Annotated in this window: 18 protein-coding genes and 2 tRNA genes; 18 read left to right on the top strand and 2 right to left on the bottom strand. The window is 39.7% G+C overall.

The features are described from left to right. Nucleotides 1-156 precede the first annotated feature (156 nt). Nucleotides 157-231 (bottom strand) — tRNA-Val (locus BLS33_RS11090). 207 nt (nt 232-438) lie between these two features. On the opposite strand from BLS33_RS11090, the gene BLS33_RS11095 reads away from it, so the two are divergent. The 6 genes from BLS33_RS11095 (at nt 439) to BLS33_RS11125 (ending at nt 11,660) form a co-directional block, all read left to right on the top strand. Continuing rightward, on the top strand, nt 439-3,657 hold the full coding sequence (locus BLS33_RS11095) for a DUF1553 domain-containing protein (protein ID WP_089888621.1): 3,219 nt from the start codon (nt 439-441) through the stop codon (nt 3,655-3,657). A 72-nt stretch (nt 3,658-3,729) separates the two neighbouring features. Then, entirely contained in the window at nt 3,730-6,939 is a 3,210-nt protein-coding gene (locus tag BLS33_RS11100) for a DUF1553 domain-containing protein (RefSeq protein ID WP_089888907.1), read from the top strand. 113 nt (nt 6,940-7,052) lie between these two features. Beyond that, nucleotides 7,053-8,516 carry a DUF1501 domain-containing protein gene (locus BLS33_RS11105; RefSeq protein WP_245731402.1) on the top strand — a complete coding sequence of 488 codons (1,464 nt, stop codon included), beginning with the start codon at nt 7,053-7,055 and terminating at the stop codon, nt 8,514-8,516. 217 nt (nt 8,517-8,733) lie between these two features. Next, the gene (locus BLS33_RS11115) at nt 8,734-10,104 is read left to right on the top strand and encodes a c-type cytochrome domain-containing protein (RefSeq protein ID WP_089888625.1); all 1,371 of its coding nucleotides are present in this window, start codon (nt 8,734-8,736) and stop codon (nt 10,102-10,104) included. Between the two features lie 374 nt (nt 10,105-10,478). After that, on the top strand, nt 10,479-11,462 hold the full coding sequence (locus BLS33_RS11120; protein ID WP_089888628.1) for a carbohydrate kinase family protein: 984 nt from the start codon (nt 10,479-10,481) through the stop codon (nt 11,460-11,462). 123 nt (nt 11,463-11,585) lie between these two features. Next, nucleotides 11,586-11,660 (top strand) — tRNA-Val (locus BLS33_RS11125). A gap of 170 nt (nt 11,661-11,830) precedes the next feature. Here BLS33_RS11125 and BLS33_RS11130 read toward each other — a convergent pair. Further along, the gene (locus BLS33_RS11130; RefSeq protein ID WP_089888913.1) at nt 11,831-12,058 is read right to left on the bottom strand and encodes a transposase; all 228 of its coding nucleotides are present in this window, start codon (nt 12,056-12,058) and stop codon (nt 11,831-11,833) included. Between the two features lie 172 nt (nt 12,059-12,230). Between BLS33_RS11130 and BLS33_RS11135 the strand changes: the two genes are divergently transcribed. From BLS33_RS11135 to BLS33_RS11195, 12 genes are all read left to right on the top strand, one after another. Then, entirely contained in the window at nt 12,231-12,494 is a 264-nt protein-coding gene (locus BLS33_RS11135) for a ribbon-helix-helix domain-containing protein (protein WP_089888630.1), read from the top strand. Beyond that, the gene (locus BLS33_RS11140; RefSeq protein ID WP_089888633.1) at nt 12,481-12,768 is read left to right on the top strand and encodes a type II toxin-antitoxin system RelE/ParE family toxin; all 288 of its coding nucleotides are present in this window, start codon (nt 12,481-12,483) and stop codon (nt 12,766-12,768) included. Before BLS33_RS11135 ends, BLS33_RS11140 begins: the two co-directional genes overlap by 14 nt. 512 nt (nt 12,769-13,280) lie before the next feature. Further along, entirely contained in the window at nt 13,281-15,350 is a 2,070-nt protein-coding gene (locus tag BLS33_RS11145) for a BspA family leucine-rich repeat surface protein (protein ID WP_089888635.1), read from the top strand. Further along, a complete protein-coding gene (locus tag BLS33_RS11150) occupies nt 15,347-16,051 on the top strand; it encodes a hypothetical protein (protein WP_089888637.1) in 705 nt (234 codons plus the stop codon). The genes BLS33_RS11145 and BLS33_RS11150 overlap by 4 nt, the downstream gene beginning before the upstream one ends. A 275-nt stretch (nt 16,052-16,326) precedes the next feature. After that, nucleotides 16,327-17,319 (top strand): phosphotransferase, encoded by a 993-nt coding sequence (locus BLS33_RS11155; protein ID WP_089888639.1) that lies wholly within the window; start codon nt 16,327-16,329, stop codon nt 17,317-17,319. A gap of 63 nt (nt 17,320-17,382) precedes the next feature. Continuing rightward, the gene (locus BLS33_RS11160; RefSeq protein WP_176801373.1) at nt 17,383-18,240 is read left to right on the top strand and encodes a hypothetical protein; all 858 of its coding nucleotides are present in this window, start codon (nt 17,383-17,385) and stop codon (nt 18,238-18,240) included. A gap of 142 nt (nt 18,241-18,382) precedes the next feature. Continuing rightward, entirely contained in the window at nt 18,383-18,922 is a 540-nt protein-coding gene (locus tag BLS33_RS11165; RefSeq protein WP_089888641.1) for an adenylate/guanylate cyclase domain-containing protein, read from the top strand. A 465-nt stretch (nt 18,923-19,387) separates the two neighbouring features. Then, on the top strand, nt 19,388-19,801 hold the full coding sequence (locus BLS33_RS11170) for a DUF3052 family protein (RefSeq protein ID WP_089888643.1): 414 nt from the start codon (nt 19,388-19,390) through the stop codon (nt 19,799-19,801). A gap of 61 nt (nt 19,802-19,862) precedes the next feature. Continuing rightward, nucleotides 19,863-20,336 (top strand): Crp/Fnr family transcriptional regulator, encoded by a 474-nt coding sequence (locus BLS33_RS11175; RefSeq protein ID WP_089888646.1) that lies wholly within the window; start codon nt 19,863-19,865, stop codon nt 20,334-20,336. Nucleotides 20,337-20,419: 83 nt separating this feature from the next. Next, nucleotides 20,420-20,824: a DoxX family protein gene (locus BLS33_RS11180; RefSeq protein ID WP_089888648.1), complete on the top strand. Its 405-nt coding sequence runs from the start codon at nt 20,420-20,422 to the stop codon at nt 20,822-20,824. Nucleotides 20,825-20,906: 82 nt separating this feature from the next. Further along, nucleotides 20,907-21,791 (top strand): VOC family protein, encoded by an 885-nt coding sequence (locus BLS33_RS11185; RefSeq protein ID WP_176801374.1) that lies wholly within the window; start codon nt 20,907-20,909, stop codon nt 21,789-21,791. Nucleotides 21,792-22,718: 927 nt separating this feature from the next. Then, on the top strand, nt 22,719-24,485 hold the full coding sequence (locus BLS33_RS11195) for a sulfatase family protein (RefSeq protein WP_089888655.1): 1,767 nt from the start codon (nt 22,719-22,721) through the stop codon (nt 24,483-24,485). The last annotated feature ends 93 nt before the right edge of the window (nt 24,486-24,578 follow it).

A 24,578-nucleotide genomic window follows, 5' to 3' on the forward strand; every position in this document is an offset into this window, starting at 1 on the left:
ATTGTGGGTCGTGTATGGGCAATCGTAATGAAAAACCTAAAAATAGTTGGATTTGATGTTTTATCCGTCCATCTACCTAACGATAATAGCAAAAAGAATTGAGAACAAGTTTTTTCTAAGCTAAAATATACGATACACGAAATAGGAAGCAAAAAGTGGGACATACTGGATTCGAACCAGTGACCTCTGCCCTGTCAAGGCAGCGCTCTAAACCAACTGAGCTAATATCCCTAAAACTGGGCGCAAATGTAAAACTAATTTTCGGTCTCCAAAAATTTAAATAATCTGAATTATAAAACAATAGAAGGAAACAACCCCATACACGATTGATGGATTCTAAAAAAATTGTTGTTCTTATTGAAAAAGTCACACAGATTCCCTTAAAAACAATACATCTAAATAAAATATGTATTTTAGGTGGCTATTATAAACACCTAAATGTCCGGTCTTAGAATTGTATTAATTTTTTTGGGTTTTCTTGCTGCCTCATGTTCGTTAAGTCTTCCGAAAGATGTAGAAATTGCATACGATGAACTTCCTGAGACCATTGACTTTAATTTTCACGTAAAACCTATTCTTTCCGATCGCTGTTTCGCCTGTCATGGCCCAGATAAAAATAGTAGAAAAGCCGAATTACGTTTAGACCTTGAAGAGGAAGCGTTTGCCACGCTCAGTAATGGAAATCATGCTTTCGTTTCCGAAAATCCTGCCCAGAGTGAGAGCATCATAAGAATACTCAGTGATAATCCGGAAGAGGTCATGCCTCCGCCGGAATCAAACCTTTTACTAACTCCGACAGAAAAAGCCACAATTATCAAATGGATTGAACAAGGTGCGCAATGGAAGGATCATTGGTCTTTTGTGAAACCCGAAAAACCAGAAATTCCTCAGCCCGCAGATAGCACATGGAAAAGCATTAACGAGATTGATCTTTTTGTTCAACTTACTTTAAAACAAAAGGGCTTTGCTCCGTCTCCCGAAGCAAATAAAGAAAGGTTATTGCGTAGGGTCACCATGGATCTCACCGGACTCCCCCCTACAATTTCTGAAATCGACGCTTTTCTAAATGATGAAAGTCCAGATGCTTATGAGAATGTGGTAGACAAGTTGTTAAATACAGATGCGAACGCCGAACGCCTTGCCTTAGACTGGATGGATCTTTCGCGATATGCCGATTCCCACGGAAAACATGCCGATGGCGCTAGAATGATGTGGCCTTGGCGCGATTGGGCCATTAGTGCGTTTAAGCGTAATATGCCTTACGACCAATTTATTACGTGGCAATTGGCGGGCGATCTTCTGCCAGAATCAACCAAAGAGCAAAAATTGGCCACTGCATTCAACCGTAACCACCCCAGTACTAGCGAGGGTGGCGCAATTGATGAGGAAAACCGGTTGAACTCCGTTTGGGACAGAGCAGAAACGGTAGGCACCGCCTTTATGGGACTCACCGTAGCTTGCGCCCGTTGTCACGATCATAAATTCGACCCTATTTCCCAAAAAGATTACTTTGAGATGACCGCTTTCTTCGATAATATCAAAGAGTTGGGCGTCACCGGAAATGACGTCAATTCAGGTCCGATGTTAGCCCTCACCGATAATGAAACCGACCAAACACTTGACAGTCTAAAAAACGAAATTCAGCATAAAGAACAGCAATTACAGCTCACTAAAAAAGAGCTGGCGGACTTGGACGCTTATATGAAGCAGTTGCCCAATGACTTTTATAAAAAAGGACTCATAAGTCACTATCCGTTCGACAACGTTTCAAACAAACCCAATACCGATAATCGGTATGTCATCGACCGCAATAAAAAAGTAACTTCAATAGCACCCCCTAAAGTGGTTTCCGGAAAAAAGGGAAATGCACTTGAATTCACCGGAGAATATGACGAAATATATATCGATAACACCCCAAATTTCGAATGGACGGATAAATTTTCTGGCAGTCTTTGGTTGAACACCAAGAAAAGGAAAGCAGGAAAAACCCAGACATTATTGGGTACCGTGGGCGGGAAAAACAGCCTATGGCGGGGTTGGGATTTTTATCTCGACAGCCTGAACCATTTGAATGCACGACTGGTAAGCTCCTTACCACACAACTACATACAGGTGATTTCGAAAGATTCGATCAACTTGAACACTTGGCGTCATGTTGCCTTTACCTACGATGGATCTGGAAAGGCAAAAGGGCTAAAACTTTTTATTGATGGCAAGGAGCAACCTACAACTAGTCCGTATGACCGGCTCTACAAGAGCATAAAATCCATTAAAGATAAAGAACATACTTTATATACAAGATCTATAAAAGTAGCCAGAAACTACAGTTTTTCGACAGGGGAAAACGGAATTTTTCAAGGTAAGATTGACGACATCCGTATTTACTCAAGAAACTTGTCTCCATTAGAAATACAAGGTATCGCAGAAGCCGAAGACCCATTACCGGTTGCGGAAATCAAAAAACCGGAAAGGGAATTCTGGATTAATCAGTCCGAAGTAATTCAAAACATTGAAAAAGAGCTAAAGGACCTTCGCAATGCATGGTTGGCACAAATGATGCCGGTGATGGAAATCATGGTGATGGAAGAAATGCCCGAAAAAAGAACCACATTTGCCTATGCCCGTGGAGAATACGAGCAACCGATTTACGAAGTAAAGGCGAACACACCGGAAGCTTTACCAAACTTTTCTGAAGAATATCCTAAAAATCGCTTAGGGCTGGCACAATGGCTATGCTCTGCAGACAACCCCCTTACCGCCCGCGTCACGGTAAACCGGTACTGGCAAATGCTATTTGGTAGCGGATTGGTCAGCACTCCGGAAGATTTTGGAGTACAAGGAGCCTTACCGAGTCATCCACAACTGTTAGATTGGCTGGCAGTATCTTTTATGGAAAATGGTTGGGATGTGAAAGCTCTTTTAAAAACCATGGTGTTATCGCATACTTATCGACAGTCATCCCAAATCGACCAAAAGATCTATGAAAAAGACCCCATAAACCGCTACCTGGCCAGAAGTAGTAGTTACCGCCTGCCTGCAGAAATGATTCGTGACAATGCGCTTGCCGCTAGCGGATTGTTAGTGCGCGATGTGGGTGGAAAAAGTGTTCGCCCCTATCAACCAGGAAACCTGTGGATCGAAAAAAGTAATTTCTCACATCAATTATTAAGGTATGTCGAATCAGAGGGAGACAGCCTCTATCGCAGGGGACTTTACACCTTCATTCGCCGTACCTCACCACATCCTGCAATGTCGGCTTTCGACGCACCATCCCGCGAGGTATGTACCGTAAAACGAGAAAACACGAACACCCCTTTACAGGCCTTGGTACTGATGAACGACACGCAATTCGTAGAAGCATCCAAAATATTGGCGCAACGCATGCAGCAAGAAGGGGGTGATTCTTTAGAAGGGCAGATTGGCTACGGATTTCGACTAGCTTTAAGTCGATTTCCGAAGAAAGAAGAACTTTCGATTTTAACGAATCTTTATAAAAATCAAGCTAATCGTTTTAATGAAAATCCCGATGAAGCCAAAAAGCTTTTGACTGTTGGTAAAAAATTCTTAAACCCATCACTATCAACCAATAAAACAGCGGCATTGACGATGGTAGCCAACACTATTTTGAACCACGATGAAACTTATATGAAAAGATGATGTAGCCCATAACCGCTGCAAAGATTATAAATTAAAAAATGTAATTTTAAGGGATTGGATTTAATGTATCAAATGAAATTAAAAAAAATTGCCATACTATGCTTGAGTTGGTTAACGCTCTCCTGTTCTTTTGACCTACCGGAAGAAATCGAAGTGGCCTACCATAAACTCCCTGAAACCATAGATTTTAATTTTCACGTAAAGCCGATTCTATCCGATCGCTGCTATGCCTGTCACGGCCCCGACGAAAACACTAGAAAAGCGGAGCTTAGATTAGACCTTGAACATGAAGCATTCGCAAAATTGAGCAATGGAAACCATGCCTTTGTCTCGGGGCGTCCCGGAAAAAGCGAAAGTATTATCAGAGTTCTCAGTGATGACCCCGAAGTAATGATGCCGCCACCTGAATCTAATCTTTCCCTTACCGCGAAAGAAAAGGCGACCATCATCAAATGGATCGAACAAGGTGCACAATGGAAAGACCACTGGGCATTCACCACACCCGAAAATCCTGAGGTTCCACAAAAAGCGGATGACTCATGGAAAAGCAACAATGAAATCGATCTTTTTGTGCAACGTACACTGAAACAACAAGGTTTTGAACCCTCTGCCGAGGCCAATAAAGAACGGTTGTTGCGCAGGGTCACTATCGACCTTACAGGTTTACCCCCTACAATCGAGCAAATTGATGCATTTTTAAAAGATGAACGCCCCGATGCTTACGAAAAAGTAGTTGACGAACTGCTGGCAACCGATGCCAATGCCGAACGATTGGCCCTTGATTGGATGGACCTCTCGCGATATGCCGACTCTCACGGATTACATGCCGACGGTTGGCGATTGATGTGGCCATGGCGCGATTGGGTCATCAATGCCTTCAAAGACAATATGCCGTATGACCAATTTGTAACTTGGCAACTGGCTGGAGACCTTTTCCCAGACCCTACCAAAGAACAAAAATTGGCAACCGCTTTTAATAGAAACCACCCAATGACTGCCGAAGGGGGTGCCATAGAAGAAGAATTTCGACTGAACTATGTTTGGGACCGGGCCGAAACCGTAGGCACCGCCCTAATGGGGCTAACCGTAGCCTGTGCCCGTTGTCATGACCATAAATTCGACCCTATTTCACAGAAAGATTACTTTCAAATGACCGCATTTTTCAACAATGTAAAAGAATTGGGAATGACCGGTGATGATGGAAATTACGGACCATTGCTTGCACTTCCCGATAAGCAAACAGAGGGAAAATTAAATACGGTACAAGACGCTATTCATAAAAAAGAAGAGCAACTGCAACTGACCAAAAAGGAACTACTCGATTTAGATAGTTATATCAATCAATTGCCCGGAAATTTCAAGGAAAAAGGACTTTTAGGGTATTATCCTTTAGACGAGATAAACAAAAAAGGAGATTCTTATCTGGCAGACGGCAATCCGAATGCAACTTCAGGCAAGGCTCCAGAAATCGTCAAGGGCAAAAAGGGAAATGCTTTTGTTTTTACGGGGGAATACGATGATGTCTCCCTCAAAAACATTCCTAATTTCGAATATACAGATTCCTTTTCCGCTGCCCTTTGGATGAATACCAAGAAACGCGAAAAAGGCAGAACCCAACAATTGCTAGGTACATCAGGACTGAAAAACAATTTTTGGAGCGGTTGGGATTTTTATCTCGATAGCCTGAATTATTTAAATGCCCGTTTGATCCACTCCCTACCGCACAATTATATTCAAGTACGTTCTAAAGATTCGATTAAAACCAACGCTTGGCGTCATGTAGCCTTTTCGTATGATGGATCAGGCAAGGCAAAAGGATTACAACTTTATATCGATGGAAAAGAGATTGAGACCGCAGTACCCTACGATAATTTATATAAATCGATAAAAACACTACAATCCGCAGTTCATAAAATAGAGACCAGACCTGTAAAGGTTGCCAAAAGTTATCGGGCTTTTACTGGGGAAGACGGCATATTTAAAGGTGCACTTGATGATATTCGAATATATTCCAGAGTATTGACTCCCTTGGAAATTGAGAACATCTCGCAAACCGAAAATGAGCCACCTACGACTTCAAAAAAGGAACTTCTTGCCGAATATTGGATCGAGCAATCACCACCAGTGAGGGAAATCAAGAAAGACCTAGAAGACCTTAGAAAGGAATGGCTGGAACTCATGACGCCAGTTATGGAAGTAATGGTTATGGAAGAAATGCCCGAAAAAAGACAGGCCTATGCTTATAATCGAGGGGATTATGAACAACCTATCTACAAGGTAGAAGCCAATACGCCCGAAGTGCTTCCTCCTTTCCCAGAAGAATACCCCAAAAACCGATTGGGGCTTGCGAAATGGTTATTTTCCGAAGATAATCCGTTAACGGCAAGGGTTACCGTAAACCGCTACTGGCAAATGCTTTTCGGAAAAGGACTAGTCAGTACTCCTCAAGATTTTGGTGTGCAGGGAGCATTGCCGACCCACCCACAATTGTTAGACTGGTTGGCTACATCATTTGTTGAAAATAAATGGAACGTAAAACATTTGCTCAAAACAATGGTCATGTCCCATACCTATCGCCAATCATCGCAAGCGACTGACAAAATGCGCGAAAATGACCCAACCAACATTTATTTGGCACGAAGCAACAGTTACCGATTACCTGCTGAAATGATTCGTGACAATGCCCTTGCCGCTAGCGGGCTACTCGTAAATCATGTTGGCGGAAAAAGCGTAAAACCATATCAACCTGAAGGACTGTGGATCGAAAAGAACAGCTTTTCTCACATTTTATTAAATTATAAAGAATCAGAGGGCGATAGTTTATATAGAAGAGGATTATATACTTTTATACGGCGTACCTCGCCCCACCCGGCGATGACGGCCTTCGATGCCCCCTCGCGGGAAGTATGTACCGTAAAACGGGAAAATACCAATACTCCGTTACAGGCATTGGTACTCATGAACGACACCCAATTTGTTGAAGCTTCAAAAATACTGGCAGAACGTATGCAACAAGAAGGTGGTGATACCCTGGAAGATCAAATCGCCTATGGCTTCCGATTGGCGGTCAGCCGTTTTCCGAAAAAGGAAGAAGCATCGATATTAAAAGAATTGTACCAATTGCAATCCGAACGTTTTGAGGCCAACCCAAAACAAATAAAAGAATTATTGACAGTCGGGAAAAAGAAAATAAACCAGTCACTTCAGAACCAAAAAACAGCTGCCTTGACCATGGTCGCCAATACAATACTAAATCATGACGAAACCTATATGAAACGATAGTAAAGAAGACCTAGAGCCTAGTTCAAAAAGGAGAAATTCATAATTGATCCTTACATTGAAAGCTTAACAGTTGCCGTAACTGAAACTGATTTTTAAACTTGAACCTTAATACCATGTGTACCCATAACGAAAATAAAAATTATTCACGCCGCGATTTTCTGACTAAGACCTCGTTGGGCATGGGTGCCTTATCAATGGCCTCGATGATCGACCCAATGAGCCTATTTGGTAAAGAAACGCCCTTGCTAAAGACTTCAGCGAATGGCGGTGGCATTTTGGGCCAACCTCATTTTCCGCCGAAAGTAAAGCGCGTTATCTATCTTTTTCAGAGTGGGGCTCCCTCACAATTAGATCTTTTCGACTATAAACCTTTATTGAATAAAATGCAGGGGCAAGATTTGCCCAAAAGCGTACAGGGTGAGCAACGGCTAACCGGTATGTCTTCGGGTCAGGCCACCTTACCCATCGCAGGTACTATTTTTGACTTCAAACAACATGGTGATAGTGGCGCATGGATGTCAGACCTTATGCCACACACTTCGAAAATAGTTGACGAGCTTTGTTTTGTTAAGTCAATGTACACCGAGGCCATAAACCATGACCCGGCCATTACTTTTCTGCAGACGGGATCACAACTTCCCGGCAGGCCTTCAATAGGCTCGTGGGTAAGCTATGGATTAGGAACCGATAACAAAAATCTTCCTGAATTTGTAGTTTTGGTTACCAAGGATAAATATGGGCAGCCACTATATTCTAGATTGTGGGGCAATGGGTTTCTTCCCTCACAACACCAAGGTGTTCAATTTAGAGCGGGAAAAGATCCCGTGTTGTATTTAAACAATCCACCAGGAATTGATGGAAAAAGCCGTCGTGAACAATTAGACCATCTCCAGAAATTAGAACAAATAAACCATCAAGATGTCGGTGACCCCGAAATTTTGGCACGTATGGCCCAATATGAAATGGCCTTTCGCATGCAAACCTCGGTTCCTGAAATTATGGACACCAAAGACGAACCCGATTATATTTATGATATGTACGGGGAAGACAGCAAAAAGCCCGGTACTTTCGCTGCCAATTGTATTTTGGCCAGAAGATTGGCCGAACGTGATGTTAAATTTATTCAATTATATCATCAGGGTTGGGATCAACATGGCAATCTACCGAATGCTATAAAGGTACAATGTAAAGATACCGACCAAGCCACGGCAGCTTTGATAACCGACCTAAAACAACGGGGAATGCTCGAGGACACCTTAGTCATTTGGGGTGGAGAATTTGGGCGCACCAATTATTCACAGGGTAAATTGACTCCTGATAACTTTGGAAGAGATCATCATCCGAAATGTTTTACTATTTTTATGGCCGGCGCCGGAATCAAAAAAGGGTTTACCCTTGGTGCTACCGATGATTTTGGTTACAATGTTGTACAAAGACCAGTTCATGTACACGACTTTCAAGCGACATTGATGCATTTACTCGGTGTTGACCATGAACGGCTGACCTTTAAATTTCAAGGAAGGCGATATCGGCTTACCGATGTTCATGGTGAGGTTGTCAATGAAATTCTAGCATAAAAAAAAATGGTAAACCATAGGAATGAAATTGGAATTTTCAAATTTGACTTTTATTTAAGGGCCATCAGTACTACTGGTGGCTTTCGGGAGAAAAGGGATAGGTTAGCCAAAATCAAATATCTTTTTCACCAAATTGCAGCACAACAAATAACGGGAAGACTATTGTCTCCCACATTTTACACATCAACCATCTAATTTCCACCACAAAACCTTTACTATGATCGCATTGGAATTTTCTACTTTTTTGGGCCGTTTCCATCCCCTATTCGTTCATTTACCCATTGGTTTCTTGCTTTTGGCCATACTCTTAGAGTGGTATCAGGCCATAACAAAGAAAAAAAGAAAAAGTCGCCTAATTGCTTTTGCATGGCTTTTAGGCGCTGTCAGCGCTTTTGCAGCAGCGCTATGCGGTTGGTTCCTCGGCGAAAGTGGCTCGTATCAAGATGATAGTTTATTTGTGCACCGATGGCTCGGCATCGCTCTGGTTGTCGTTGCTTTTATAGGATGGCGGATCAAGTACAAATCTGATAATTTCTCGAATGTTGTACACAATGGAATCAACATCGTTTTATTGTTAATGTTAACGATCGAGGGTCATAAGGGTGGAAATTTGACGCATGGCGAAAATTATTTGGTCGAATATGCACCGGCACCTATTCAAAATATGTTAGGAGTCGTTCAAAGGGAAGAAAAACTTCCACAACTGAGCTCCCCTGATTCAGTGACGGTCTATGCCGATATGATCCATCCGATTTTAGAAACAAAATGTATTAGTTGTCATAGTGATGAGGTACAACGTGGCGGACTTAATCTGGCGACCCCAGAACTTCTACAAGAAGGTGGAGAAAACGGACCGGTAGTTGAAGCAAGCCAACCTACCGAAAGTGAGTTGTTCAGGCGCGTCACCTTACCCCAAAAAAATACAAAATACATGCCTCCTAAGGGCGAACCCATGACCTATGATGAAATAAAGGTTATGGAATGGTGGATTGCCCAAGGCGCTCCTTTTGATAAGAAGTTGAGCGATCTAGAAATACCGAACACCATCAAACCTACAATTTTGCGGCTCTATGGTTTAGATACCGAACCCAAACCTTGGTACGAAACGGTTCAGTTGGCTCCGTTAGATAGTACACAAATAGAAAACTTGCGCAGCGTTGGGTTTTCGGTAAGAACATTGGGGGGAAAGAATCCGCTTTTAGATGTTAAATATTCAAACACCGACCTGACCAAAGAACAACTTATGGAGCTGGATAAAGTCAAAGAGCATATCACTTGGCTTTCACTTGCAAGCAGCAATGTCGAAGATGAATGGCTATCGATAGTCGGTAATTTCGAAAATTTAACCCGGCTTCAATTGGAAAAAACAGATATCACGGACAAAGGTGTCGGCATGCTCTCAAACCTAAGTCATATCGAAACATTGAATTTGTACGGTACAAAGGTTACCGATTCATGTCTGGCAGATCTTGAAAAAATGGAAGGTTTAAAACGGGTATACCTTTGGCGAACGGGAGTTTCCCCTGAGGATGCAAAAAAGCTACAGGAAGAAAAAGCCGAATTACAAGTAATCGGTGGAAAAACTTAATGATATAAATTGTAGGAATTACAACTGCCCAGCTTTCTGATAAATAATAAAAGTCATCATAGAGACTAAACTATTTTCCGGTCTAAATATTAGCAACAAGACAACACAAGCGCGACCCTTAAATTTCGGGTCGCTTATGTACGTATTGTGGCAGTGTTACTGGAACAGATTTGTCGTGTAGACGCACTACAATTCCCCTATTATTCAATCACCTAAATTCGTCGGTCTTAACAGAATGAACCTTTTATATTGACATTGTCTTCAGGCAAGCCGCAAGTAAACATTTTTACCTATATTTATATACTTGCCACCTGTTTTTAATGTCCGACACGAATTAGGCGAGTCTCATTTATTTAATAAAAAGATAATTGCGCATGTCAAAATACAATGTAGCGGTATTAGGCCCTATACCCCGAGACCATATCACGACCCATCATGGCGAAGTTATCGAAAAGTATGGGTGTGCTACCCATACCGCAATTGGTTTGGCGAAGCTGTTAGGTTCTGACGGAACCGTATTTTTGGTTTCGCATGTTCGTAAAAAAGACGAAACTCCCGTAAAACAGCTATTGTCGGAATATGATAATATAAATGTAGATTATATCACTAGTGACCACGATCAAGGAGACGTCATTAGTCTTAAATTCATCGATCAGAACAACAGACTTGAGAAGCAGACAGGTTTTATGAACCCCATCATACCAGAAGACATAAAGGATCTTTTGCATTGTGATGTTTTTGTGTGCGTACCTATTACAGATTATGAGGTGCCTTTAGAAACACTAAAATATATTAAGGAGAACAGTAGGGGTATCGTCATTTTCGATGGCCACGGACCCACCAACACGGTAACCATGACCGGTGACCGATTAATTAAATTCTGGATAGATCGCGACCAGTGGTTGCCACATATTGATGTGCTTAAAATGAATCTTGAGGAATCTAAATGTTGTTGGTTCGATAAGGAATACTTACCTGAAAAATTGGTCCATAGCAATGATGAAAGCATAGAACATCTACCTGCCTTTGCCGAGCATGCGTTAAAAATAGGAGTAAAATCAGTAATCGTGACCTTAGATGCCAATGGTGGTGCCGTATTCTTCAAAAAAGGAGAAAAGGTACATCATGAAATGGTCAAATCGATTCGAGTAGAACATGTGATAGACACCACGGGTTGTGGAGATTCTTTTGCTGGAGGATTGGGATATGGCCTTTTGGCAGACAAAACCGATTATATCAAAGCGACAAAATACGCGAATGCACTCGGTGCACAACGCACCCAAGGCCGTGATTTTGAAGTTTTTAAATCAAAAGAGGAAACAGATCAAATGATACTTGATAACTACGGAAGTATTTGATTCTTTTTTAAAAATCATCAACTCATCTTTAATTCATATTCCAAGGTTCTTAAAATATATTTTATTTTTCTGATTTTTCTTTTGGGCATCTAAAAATCTATATTATATTTGCACACCTTTTTGGGGCTCTTAGCTCAGTTGGTTCAGAGCACCTGCCTTACAAGCAGGGGGTCACTGGTTCGAATCCAGTAGGGCCCACGGTAATAAACAAAGACCCTTCAAGAGATTGAAGGGTTTTGTATTTTATGTCTCTGTACAACATTTCAATAAATTTTCCATCTTATTCATTCTGCTTTTTGAGAAAGTATCGTTACCCTCTTGTTTTCTCATTTCCGGCACAAGTTACGGATCAAGAACAATTGTTGTGTTTATGCAAATATTGTAGTTCGTCTATAAAGGAAGAATTCTACATTTTTAACTCCTCTGAACTGAGCTCTAAATGCTTTTATTTTTGCATTGAATGATTCTGCCGATGCATTTGTGCTCCTGTTTATAAAATAGTTCAGGATAGATCTATAGTTAATCGATATTGTGTTTGCGATGGAGTTGAACCCTCTAAATCCTGTGTTTTCTACATCCTTGTACCAATGTGCCAGTTTTGTATAGGATCAAGTCAAAAAGTTGTGGAATTATAGATTTAGGCAAATATATTTGAGAGTCAATTACATGGATTCAAATAATTACCGTAATAAATGGACCATTTTTTAAGAAATATATTGCATCAGGTTCGTTTATGGTGTATATTTACATCTATTAAGCTTTTGAATTATGGCAAGACAAAGTATTTCATTGACAAGACCCAACGATGAATGGCTCAAAGCTCAGGTACAAAGTGAAGAATACGCTAGCAAAAGTGAGCTGGTTAACGATCTTATCCGTCAGGCCAGGGAGCAGCAAAGAGAGGTTGATTGGATCAGGGCCAAGTTGGTCCGGGCCGAGGAAAATCTTCAGACTAAAGGATATGTTGAGAAATCCGCTGACAATATTCTGGCGGACATAAAGAAAAGAGCCAGTGCCAATGGCGAATTATAGACTTTCGCCTGATGCCGAGGATGATCTATACCGAATTTGGGTATATGGAGCTAGAAAATTTGGTATTGTCCAGGCGGATAAATACTACAGGGCCTTTTTTCATCAGTTCGAGTTAATTACAAAGCAACCTTTTCTTTTTCCTTCCGTGGACTATATCAAGGAAAATTATCGTCGGTGCGTTTCCGGTGTAGATAGTATCTACTATAGGGTAATTGATGGGAAAGTTGAGATTATGGCTATAATCGGTAGCCAAGATATAGAGAACAAACTTTGAATGTTAATAATCGACTGAACTCTGAGACTGTTTTAAAACATACCAATTATTTTTATACCTCTTTTTCCTTCCAATACTTATTGGTAAAAAAAACTCTTGACAATTTTCTGTACACATCCCGCCAAGCCCATCGGAAGTCGGAAAACCCATTCACTCCAATCCTCACCATGCGAACACACTTCGCCAGTACGACCGGAAAGTTGTTACGTTCCAGTTTTTCCGACAACCTAGGAGCCGCACGAAAGAACAAGCGGCAAAGCGCCACTTGACCTTTCTTTTCCCTGCGCACAATTTATAGATGCCGATAAACAACTAGTAGCCACTGAAATATTATGGACCAGCGCTTATTTAACCATAAAACGGGTAGATAGACCTTTTATTAACTGAAATTGAGAGTTATGCTAAAGAAATCAACTTTCCTAACTTTTTTGAAGGAAATGTAGCACAGGTTATCGAATTTATTGAAGTAAGATGGTTTCTACGATTAAGTTTGCAGAATTATCCCAATTCTTATGCACAAAACCGTTTTAACCCTACTTTGTATACTATTGGCTATTCTAGCCAACGCCCAAACAGAGTTCGTAACTACCTGGAAAACTGACAACCCGGGCATTTCTGAAAACAATCAAATCACCATCCCTACCTTTCCAGGTGAAACCTATAATTACACGGTAGATTGGGGTGATGGCACTTCCGATTCTGGAGTAGTTGGAGATATAACGCATGACTACGAGGTCCCGGGAACTTATCAAGTAAGCATATCAGGAGATTTTCCTAGAATATACTTCAATGATTCTTCAGACAACCCCAATGATAACGATAGTGATAAAATTATACGTATAGAACAGTGGGGAGAAATTCAATGGGCTTCAATGAATTTGGCTTTTGCCGGTTGTGAAAACTTGGACATTACAGCCATTGATATTCCTGATTTGAGCGGTTTAATATCGTTGCGTTCCATGTTTATGGGGGCATCATCTTTAGTTTATAATGAGTCTATCAATAATTGGGACACTTCCAATATCGAGGATATGGCCCAAATGTTTAGTAGGGCCAGTTTATTCAATCGCCCCATTGGTAGTTGGAACGTTTCAAATGTGACCGATATGGGACGTGTCTTTCAAGCTGCCGAAAATTTTAATCAAGACATAGGTGCCTGGGACGTGGGCAATGTTCGGGATATGCAAAGCATGTTTATCCACGCCAAATCATTTGATCAAGACATTGGAAATTGGAATGTCGGGAACGTTACAATTATGAGTGGCTTGTTTTGGAATACATCTTTTAATCAAAATATTGGTAGATGGAACACCAGTAAGGTGACGACTATGTATGGAATGTTCGTTGATAACGTGGTTTTTAATCAAAATATTGGCGGTTGGGATGTTTCATCGGTAACGAATATGGGTGCTATGTTCGTCAGGGCATTTGCCTTCAATCAAGACGTGGGAGACTGGGATGTTCACAATGTGGACGTTACATTTAGCATGTTCAACGATGCCACTTCATTCAATCATGACCTGAGTGGATGGGATGTGGGAAAGGTAGCTAATATGGAGTCAATGTTTGAAAATTCCGGACTCACTGATGAGAATTACGACAAAACACTAATAGGTTGGAATGATTTGCAATCAATTCAAAATGATGTCATTTTAGATGCTGGCAATAGTCAATACTGTGAGGCAGAAGAAGCCCGTCAAAACATCATTGACACTTATGGCTGGATAATTAACGATGGTGGTCAAGCACCTTTTTGCAATGAAGATAATGATGCCGATGGCGTTTTAGACCACTTGGATAACTGCTTGAATACAACAGCCGGTGCTATAGTGGATACCAACGGCTGCGAGATGATACCTGCGGATGCCATTAGAATTTATGGCCAGACCCCTACCTGTGTAAATGAATCCAATGGAAGTATGGAAATTTCATCGATATTAACCGATCGTTCCTTTACTATCAGCATTAACGGCGCGACACTTGATGCCATGTATACCGATGTATCCCTGGATCAACCGTTAAAGATCGAAAGCCTGCCTTCCGGACTTTATACAATAAGGGTTGAAATTCCAAGTGCCTCGTACGAACAAGTTTTTGGGGTAACGATCAGCGATGTAAATTCCGTTACGGGCAAAATGCAATCCATCGATACGAAAAACAAAACGGCCACCTATCTTGTTTCGGGCAGCCACCAGTATAGAGTCGATATAAATGGAAAAGCTGAATTATTTACGTTCGATTCGACTGCGCCCCATGAAATTCAACTTACCGGTTTAAGAGATTACAACAACATAACTATATCGGGCAAAAGCGATTGCCAGGGAAAGGTAGAGGATACGTTCAACGTTGCCGGAGAGATATTTGTTTATCCCGTTATAACAATGGGAAAGGTTTTTATCCACGGGATTCAGTCTGAAGCCAGCATAAAGGTCTACGATATTGCCGGAAGGATGATTATCAAAAAGGATATTGATCCAGACACGAATGAGGGTGTAAACCTAGAAGGTTATGGATCAGGAATGTACCCCATAAAAATAATCTCTGGGGGAAACACTACAACATTTAAGATTATAAAGAAATGATTGAGATTTTTAAAAGGAATGTCTTTTTTTTATGGATGCTTGTCGCAGTATTAAGTTCTTGTGAAAAGTCCAAAGATGCAGATACAGTTGTCGAAAAAGAACCAATCAATACTCCCGCTATGGCCCAAGGAACCCTACCTCTAAATGGAGAGCCTTGTGCCGATGTCGAAGCAGTTTCCGGGGAACCTTTAAAAGTTTTGGTTCTTTTTCAATGGACCGCTGCGGAATATGCCGTGAACTATGAGCTAAGGGTATTCGAATCCCAAAATGAAATATACAGTGAAACGCTTACTTCATTAGGATCTACAGTAGAATTGGACAGGGGAAAATCTTACACATGGGCCGTAAATGCTAAAAATAGTGATGGCGAAACAGTAGGCAATACCTTGTCATTTACTACGCCCGGCGAACCCATCGGCAACTATGTACCCTATGCCGCGGCCGTAACCGTAGCCTTCGACGAGATGACATCCGAAATGGAAGTATCTTGGATAGGGAGGGACGAAGATGGCGATACGTTGACCTATGATGTATTGATCAAAGAGAATGAAAATTTAATCATTGAGTTTAGATACCTCTCCGTGGATTCCTTGGATGCCATACCCTTTGTTCCAACATCCTACTATGAAATCGAAGTTACCAGTAAAGATAGTCACGGTAATTTTTCCATATCGAAACATAGTGAAATAGCTCCTGAATAGATCGAGTTTTTTATCTTCAGCAAGAATCGCTGTTTGACCTTTCCTCTTCCCTCCCACAAAATCCGGCTATTACATGAAGTGTACTAAAAAATGAAGTTTCTCAACATTGTATCCCTTAATATTGTCAGTTGATGCCGATGATGTATTCACTTTGATCCCTCCGATTTTGCTGTAGTAATAAATGTATATATGTGCAAACAACGTAGAGATAAAAAAGTAACAACAAGGTTAAGTCAAAATTTGGTATAAACTATCTGCATTAAAGAACATAAAAAATGACAGTATTTCCAGTTACAGCCTCTATTATTTCAGCAAAAGAATTAGGTAAATTTGCAATAGAAAAATACGGACTACATAAGAATTATACCTGTAGTTTGTTTAGGACCGGGATGAACCACACATATTTTCTTTCGGACAAGGAAACGAAATATGTGTTAAGAGTCTACAGCCACAATTGGAGGACAAAATCTGAAATCGCAGAAGAGATAAAACTTTTAAATCTTCTAAATGAAAATAATTTAAGTGTCTCTTTTCCTATTCAAGATAGAAATGAAGAATTTATTCAAGAAATAAATGCTCCGGAAGGAATTCGACACCTAGTGCTTTTTTCATTTGCCAAAGGTGGCAAAATTAGATTTATGAACGAGGAAACTTGTTCATCGATTGGTTCTTTAATGGCGAAAATTCACAACCTTACTTTAAATAAAACTATTGACCGAGTTTCTTATAGCAAACAAACGCTTATAGAATTACCTTATGAACATTTGAAACAATTCTTTTCCGAGAAATTATCAGAAATGGAATTCATCAAAGCGTTTGGGGAATCTTTTCAGAATTCAGATTTTGACAATATTCATAGTGGAGTTGTACATATGGATATTTGGTATGATAATATGGCTGTTATGAATGAAAACGGAATTACAATTTTCGACTTTGATTTTTTTGGCAATGGGTGGCAGATTTTAGATGTTGGATATTTCTGCAAACAATTATTTTTTATAGAATCGGACAAAAAACAGTATGAATCTAAAGTTCAAAGTTTTCTAAAGGGTTACCAAAAAATAAGAAAATTATCTGACAAAGAACTTAAATTGATACCAAAAGCAGGAGCGTGTGTCTTTGTTTTTTATCTTGGAGTACAGGCACAAAGATTTGATTGGTCTAATATATTCTTGTCTGAAAACTATCTAAAAATGTTTGTGGGCAGAATAAGGTCTTGGATGGATTACTATGAAATTAAAGAAATAACGGTGGCTACCCCTATATAAAAACAATACCGGTTATTGTAAAAACGAAGCCAATTGTTTAGCAAAGATGTACTCATAATTAAGATGAAAACGATAGCGATACTAATAATGTGTTTCTTTAGCTCTTTTGAGTTATTCCCCCAAGAATTAAACTATACAAATAACAGATTGGCTGTTAGCTTTGATGGAAATAGCGAGCCTGATGCCGCCTATAAATGGCCAACTGGTGACCCTGACGATTGGGGAGCACTGGTAGCCTCTTGTGCCATCATAGCCAAATTAGGGTTACAGGATATACTAGTACATTGTTCTTACAATAATTTTATTGATGCTCCCCCAGGGCCGGATGAGGAAAATCAGTTAAAAATAAGTGCAGATGGCGCTATTGAATTGTGGGGATTTGATGAAAGCATTTTTTTTGATGTCACAACTCAACTCAAAGAGTCTAAAGCCCAACTGGCAGCGGAAATGGGAAAATCAACTGCCGATGATCCTTTGTACTACATACACGCCGGGCTTTCTGAATTTATTTACCAGGTGGTGGAAAAAGTGATAGCCGAAGGAAATATTGAGGCACTCAATCATGTCTATCTCTTGTCTCATAGTAAATTCAATGAAAATGAAATACGTAGAGACTATCACCGCACCTGGGATGATATTCGCAAACTTTGCGACAACCGCATTAAATACAAAAAAATTAAAGACCAGAATGATAAAGAAAACCCCAACAACTTATGGAATTCAGGAAAAGATTTTTCTGTATGGTATTGGATGAGAGACCACCCAGATAGAACTATTAAATGGATGTATTCACGACTTAAAGCACATAGTGGAAAGGTTGCCGACATTTCCGATTGTGGCATGTTTTATTATCTGCTTGTCGGTGATGACAATGGAAATCCACAAAAATTTAGAGATTTTATAGAAGGAGGAATAAATTAGAACTATAGCAATATACCCGCAACACACAATATGCGTCAACTGAGGTGTCAAGGTAATTTAATCATTTGTGCTCGGATTATCAGTTCTTTACAGCTTTTTTACGGGTAGATATCACATTCCCATTGAGGAGGAAAGAGTTTTTATGTTTTTAGATATGAAGTCTTCCACTACAATTGCTGAGAATCTAGGGCATGTCAAGTATTTTGAAATGCTTAAAGACTATTACGCTGACTTTTCCAATTCCATAATTGATTATGAAGGAATAATTTATCAATATGTTGAAGATGAGATAATCGTATCCTGGAAATTAATAAATGGGATTGAGAACTATAATTGTTTTAAATGCTTTTTTGCCTTAAAGCAAGCGTTACTAAATCAAACTGAAAAGTATTCTTCAAGATATGGTATTGTTCCAGTTTTTAAAGCGGGGTTTCATACTGGTAAAGTTACTACGGGTGAAATTGGAGTGATAAAAAAGGATATTATTTTTACGGGTGACGTACATAATACTACAGCCCGTATTCAAGGGTTATGCAATACCTATAATGTCGATGTACTTATTTCTGGTCAACTCATATGCAAGATGACTTCAGGGGCTGATATACAAATTAAATCTCTTGGAAAAAATGAACTTAGAGGAAAAAAAGAGATGATCGAACTGTTCACTATACTATCGAATTGATGTAGCGATCATAATCTCCAGTATTCATAGAGAGAATTGGTGTACCGGTCAACTGTCTTTGAAAAGCCGTTTTAAGGTGGGAGAAACAAATATCACAATTGCTTAAAACCCGCACACTTATGAGCGATTTGCAAAGCGTATTTGAATTAGATACTTTTATATATTGACAGACGTTCGACCGGCGGATTTTATTTAAGTGCTGTGTGATATGCAATGTGAACTATCTTCAATAGGTAAAACTTAAAAGATGAAAACAATTATTTTGTAGGAATGATTTCAATTTTGAACATTTCCAATTTAATTGCACGACAGCACATTACATAGCATAGTGCGAGGCGTTCAGCAACTTTCGAATTTTAGTAGCTCGTAAAAAGTCGGTGCATGCCAACAGGAAATCGCTTCGTACTCCCGCGCGACATCATAACATAAAACGTTACACAAGCCCAAACTGAATATATCAACATTATGAAGACAACAGGTTATTCGGGGACTACCCTAGCAAAAAAGCTTGGCATTAAAAATGGTTTCAAAATAAAGATTGTTAACCCACCTGACTATTATTTTCAACTCTTTACGGATTTTCCCCAGGACACCCATAATATAGTTGACAGAAAAAACAAAAAGGATTTCATTCATTATTTTGTTAGAACTACCTCTCAACTAAACCAAGATATTAACCAACTAAAACAGGAAATTGAACAAAATGGAATGATATGGATATCTTGGCCTAAAAAAGCGGCCAAAGTGGAAACAGACCTCAATGGAAATATAGTGCGTGAAATAGGATTAAGAAATGGACTTGTCGATATAAAAGTGTGCGCCGTGAATGAAATCTGGTCTGGATTAAAATTCGTTATTCCAGTTAAAGATAGAAAGTAGTAAAAGTAAGTGCACATTACAGTGTATAAAACATTTTGAACCAATCATAAGAGAACGACTATTGAAAAAAATAACCGTATCAAAAGGAGCTGTTTTACAACGCAAAGGAGATATTAACAGTAATGTGTTTATTGTTGAAGATGGTTTGTTACGCAGCTACACTATTGATGACAAAGGAAAAGAACATATTTATATGTTCGGACCTGAAAACTGGTTCGTTGCCGACAATTGTGAACCCAATACGCCCGGTGAACTATTTATAGACGCCATTGAAGACTCTATTCTAAAAGTGTATTCAAAGGAGGAACTATTAAAAGAAAGTCCAGACATTAATGCTCTGTTAAGACGATTAAATACAATGCAAACTAGAATTTTGATGTTAATGAGTTCAAGTGCGAAAGAGAGATATGAGCATTTTATCAAAACTTATCCAAACATCACTCAAAGAGTTCCGCTAAAAATGATTGCCTCCTATTTAGGTGTTACGCCTGAAGCGTTGAGTCGTGTTCGACATGAACTTTCTCAAAGAGAATAATCCAATTTCCTTTCTTGATGTACATCAATGCACAAGTTTATTAAAAAGATGAGCTTTGCACCATCATACAAAAACAACAAGAAATGACAAATAAAAAAAACATCAAAGCAATTAATATCGCATTATGGATTGCACAAGGATTATTAGCTGTTATGTTTATCATGGCAGGCATCATGAAAGCTTCACAACCCATAGAAGCACTAGCAGAATCACTACCGTGGGTAACAGAAGTTTCATCTGGTTTAGTACGATTTATAGGAATCAGTGAATTGTTAGGTGGCTTAGGTTTATTGCTACCTTACATATTCCGTTTAAAACCATTTTTAACTGTTTGGGCCGCATTAGGCTTAGCTGCGGTCATGGTTTTAGCAGCTGTTTTTCATGCGTCAAGAGGTGAGTTTTCCGCTATAGGAATAAATACAGTGATTATGGCTATTGCGTTATTTATTGCCTGGGGAAGAAGTAAAAAAGCTCCTATGCGCGAGTAGTCATTATATAGCAGTATAAAAAAATATTTTTGGTGCATCAATGTTAGTCCCAACAGAAGAATTTTCTTCAATCGTGTATGCTATGTCAAATACAAATCAAATTAATGGCAGTTCAAGTGAATTTGCCACATTTGGAGCAATTCACCTGAACAATACAAACCTAGAAAAATCAGCCCTCTTCTGGACTGACATAGTAGGTATGAAATTGAAAAAATCTTCAGGTAAAACGGCTGAATTCGGAACAGAAACACAAACGCTAGTAGTCGTTCATGAAACAGCCAAAACCCATTTTCAAAAAGGTTATAGTGGGCTTTACCATTTTGCCATTCATGCACCGAACGAACCGGAGTTTGCTCGTATGCTAAACAGATTGATTGTACATAATTATACTTTTTCCCCCACAGACCATACTGCGTCAAAGTCACTTTATTTAGATGACCCTGATGGAATCAACGTTGAGTTCACTTTGGAAACTCCAGAAAGATTCAAAAGAGTGATTACTGAAGGAGGTCTTAAAATGGAAGGCACAGATGGAATTATTCGTTCGGCTTCTGAGCGATTAGATTTAAATAATATTATGAAAGCATTAAAAGACAAAGATGTAAATAACCCGATTTCCAACGATTCATACCTTGGTCATTTACATCTATATGTCGATAATGTTAAAAACTCAAATGTCTTCTACAAACAAATTGGGTATATTGAGTCTAACTATCTACCACAATACATGTTTGCAGATTTAGGTGCTGGAGGAAATTACACACACCGTTTAGCCATAAATTCATGGCATGGTATGAATAGACCTTTGGTACCAATTGAAAGCGCTGGAATGAAACATTTTCAGATTAATTATAATTCCAAGAAAAAATTAAATCAAGCTTTGCATAACGTGTCTGTACATGAAGAAGATAATGGTTATTGGGTTAAAGACCCTACAGGAAATACACTAATATTAAAGCTTGCTTAGAGTACACACTGAACGAGCGTTTCAACACCTTAGAACAAATGACTTAACTTGGCCAGCAGGTAAAAATGTGTCTCATAAAAACCCCTGGCCCAATGCTATAAAAATATCGAAGACCACTATGCCACTGATGCCCCGGAAACTTCCAAGCAGGCAAGAACTTGCCTGAAAGTCAAACGACACATGCCAACTGTTATTGGGTACAACGGTGTATTTCCAATTTTCTTTGCCGAACAATCGATAAACAACCCTAACATCTCAGTTGAGGCGATAAAAATTTTGAATGAAAGTGGTGTGGTTGCATAAAATAAAAGCAACATGAATAATCTAATAAAATTCCATTTTTGATTAACTATCCATTTATTGATAAAAAAAGATGCGGTCATACATGCCCCGATAAACACCCCCGATATCCTTCCCCCCCTTCTAGGTTTGACCGTAATTAACTTCCTGTCAGTATATAAAGTGAAAATCTCTCGGATTTGATGATATCTCTAAACCCTGGTACAAACAGGGCTTTCGGTAATGAATATACCCTTTTACAAGAGTGACAAATACCCTGAATACCGTGTACAATACGTACCAAACAATACACCTATACAGGCATACGATAGGGAGCTAACAATCTCTTCGACAATGAGAAAGATCCCTATCATATGAACAATCTTGTCAATATCCCTCAATCCTACTAGCTACAAAAAAAATTCACCAAAAGCTAAATGCTGCATTAAACGATAAATGGAATTTAAAGCCTGATCAGAATAATAATACAATTGATTATAACGATTCTTTGCGAGTAACAGGTATAGCTCAAAGTCCAAAGGTGTATTATAATAACTATTACTCGCTATTGTCAATTTCAGTAAATTAAATCACTATTTTTCAAGTGTTGAATTGTCAAATGTAGAAATAGATTAAAAATTGCTTCGTATGAATTTAGTCAAGATTTTTTTTAAACCCTTTACAACAACACTCTTTTTGGTTTCTTTGGTATTGACAAGTTGCCAAACAAAAACGAGAGAAGCTGATAAAGCTGAGACACTCACATCGGCGCTTGAATTACCCGATCGCCCAAATATTCTATGGTTGGTCACTGAAGACATGGGGCCGTACATTCCTTCTTTTGGCGATTCCACTATTGTTACGCCCAATCTGAGTCGATTGGCTAAAGAGGGTGTGGTATATCCGAATCTGTTTTCTACTTCGGGCGTTTGTGCCCCTAGTAGGGCTGCAATTACCACGGGAATGTATCCATCGAGTATAGGTGCCAATCACATGCGAACCACTTCCTATACCGAAGTCACTGGCTTACCTTCTTACGGCGCGGTCCCTCCACCTGAAGCAAGAATGGTCAGTGAACTGCTTCGTATGAACGGTTATTACTGTTCGAATAATTATAAGGAAGATTATCAATTTGAAGCCCCTAAAACAGCTTGGGACGAAAGTAGTCCGTATGCGCATTGGCGAAATCGCGACAAGAATCAACCATTTTTTTCCATCTTTAATTTTACAGAAACTCACGAGTCGGGTTTGTTTGAGCCTTATGGTTTTAGAAAAATAGAAACCAGGCATTACCATGCAGGAGACACGACTTATACATGGGAAACAGGTCGAATGACCGAGCAAGAAACAACAGTACACTTGCCCAAAGACACCGAATTTTCCATTCCTCCTTATTTGCCGGATACGCCCGAAGTACATCGAGATATGTGGAAGACATACAACAATATTGCTGAAATGGACAAGCAGGTAGGGGCCGTACTAAAGCAGTTGGAAGAAGATGGTCTGTTGGAGAATACCATTATCTTTTTCTACGGAGATCATGGAGGACCATTACCTAGAGAAAAGCGTTTGATTTATGATTCTGGTCTGAATACGCCTATGATCATAAGGTTTCCCAATAAGCAATATGCAGGAACGAAAGATGATGAATTACTCAGTTTTGTCGATTTTGCCCCAACCCTACTTTCCTTGATTGGGGTAAATCCTCCGACACACCAGCAAGGGCAAGCTTTTTTAGGAAAATATAAGTCTGAAAAGAAACGAAAATATATTCACGGCGCTGCAGATCGATTTGATGGATTTACAGATGCAATCCGTGCCGTACGCGATGATCAATTCAAGTACATTCGAAACTATCGACCCGATCAAGGGTATTATTTACCCGTTGCATATCGCGAAAAGATACCGACCATGCAGCAACTATTGCATTTGCGAGATAAAGGAAGTTTAGACAGCATACAATCACTCTGGTTTAGAGATCATAAAGATCCTGAAGAATTATACGATTGTAAGTCCGATCCGTACGAAGTGAAAAATTTGGCCAAAGATCCAGACTATCGTGAAAAACTAGAAGAATTACGGACCGAAATGGACCGTTGGCTGGCAGCGATAGGGGATCGACCCGACCTTCAGGAAAGGGAGTTGATTACCCGATTATGGAATGGGGAAGAGAGCCAACCTGTAACCTCAGAACCTGTAATCGACTCGTCGAATGACAAAATCACCATGAGCTCTACTACTGAAGGGGCTTCAATTGGTTATAAAATTATCCCCGAAAACGGAAAAGAACCCAAAGTTTGGTCCATCTATCAAGAACCGTTTGAGCTTCCGGCAGAAACCGATATTACAGCCCAAGCCTTTAGAATAGGATTCAAACCCAGCAAAATAGTTAAGCCCGTAATAAATCAAAGATAGTATGGCATAAGAATGTATACTGGTTACCCTACAGCACAGGACACGCATCTTAATATAAAGCAGTATTTTTAAGACCTAATATAAGACTTACAG

Source organism: Kriegella aquimaris, assembly GCF_900103215.1.
Classification (GTDB): domain Bacteria; phylum Bacteroidota; class Bacteroidia; order Flavobacteriales; family Flavobacteriaceae; genus Kriegella; species Kriegella aquimaris.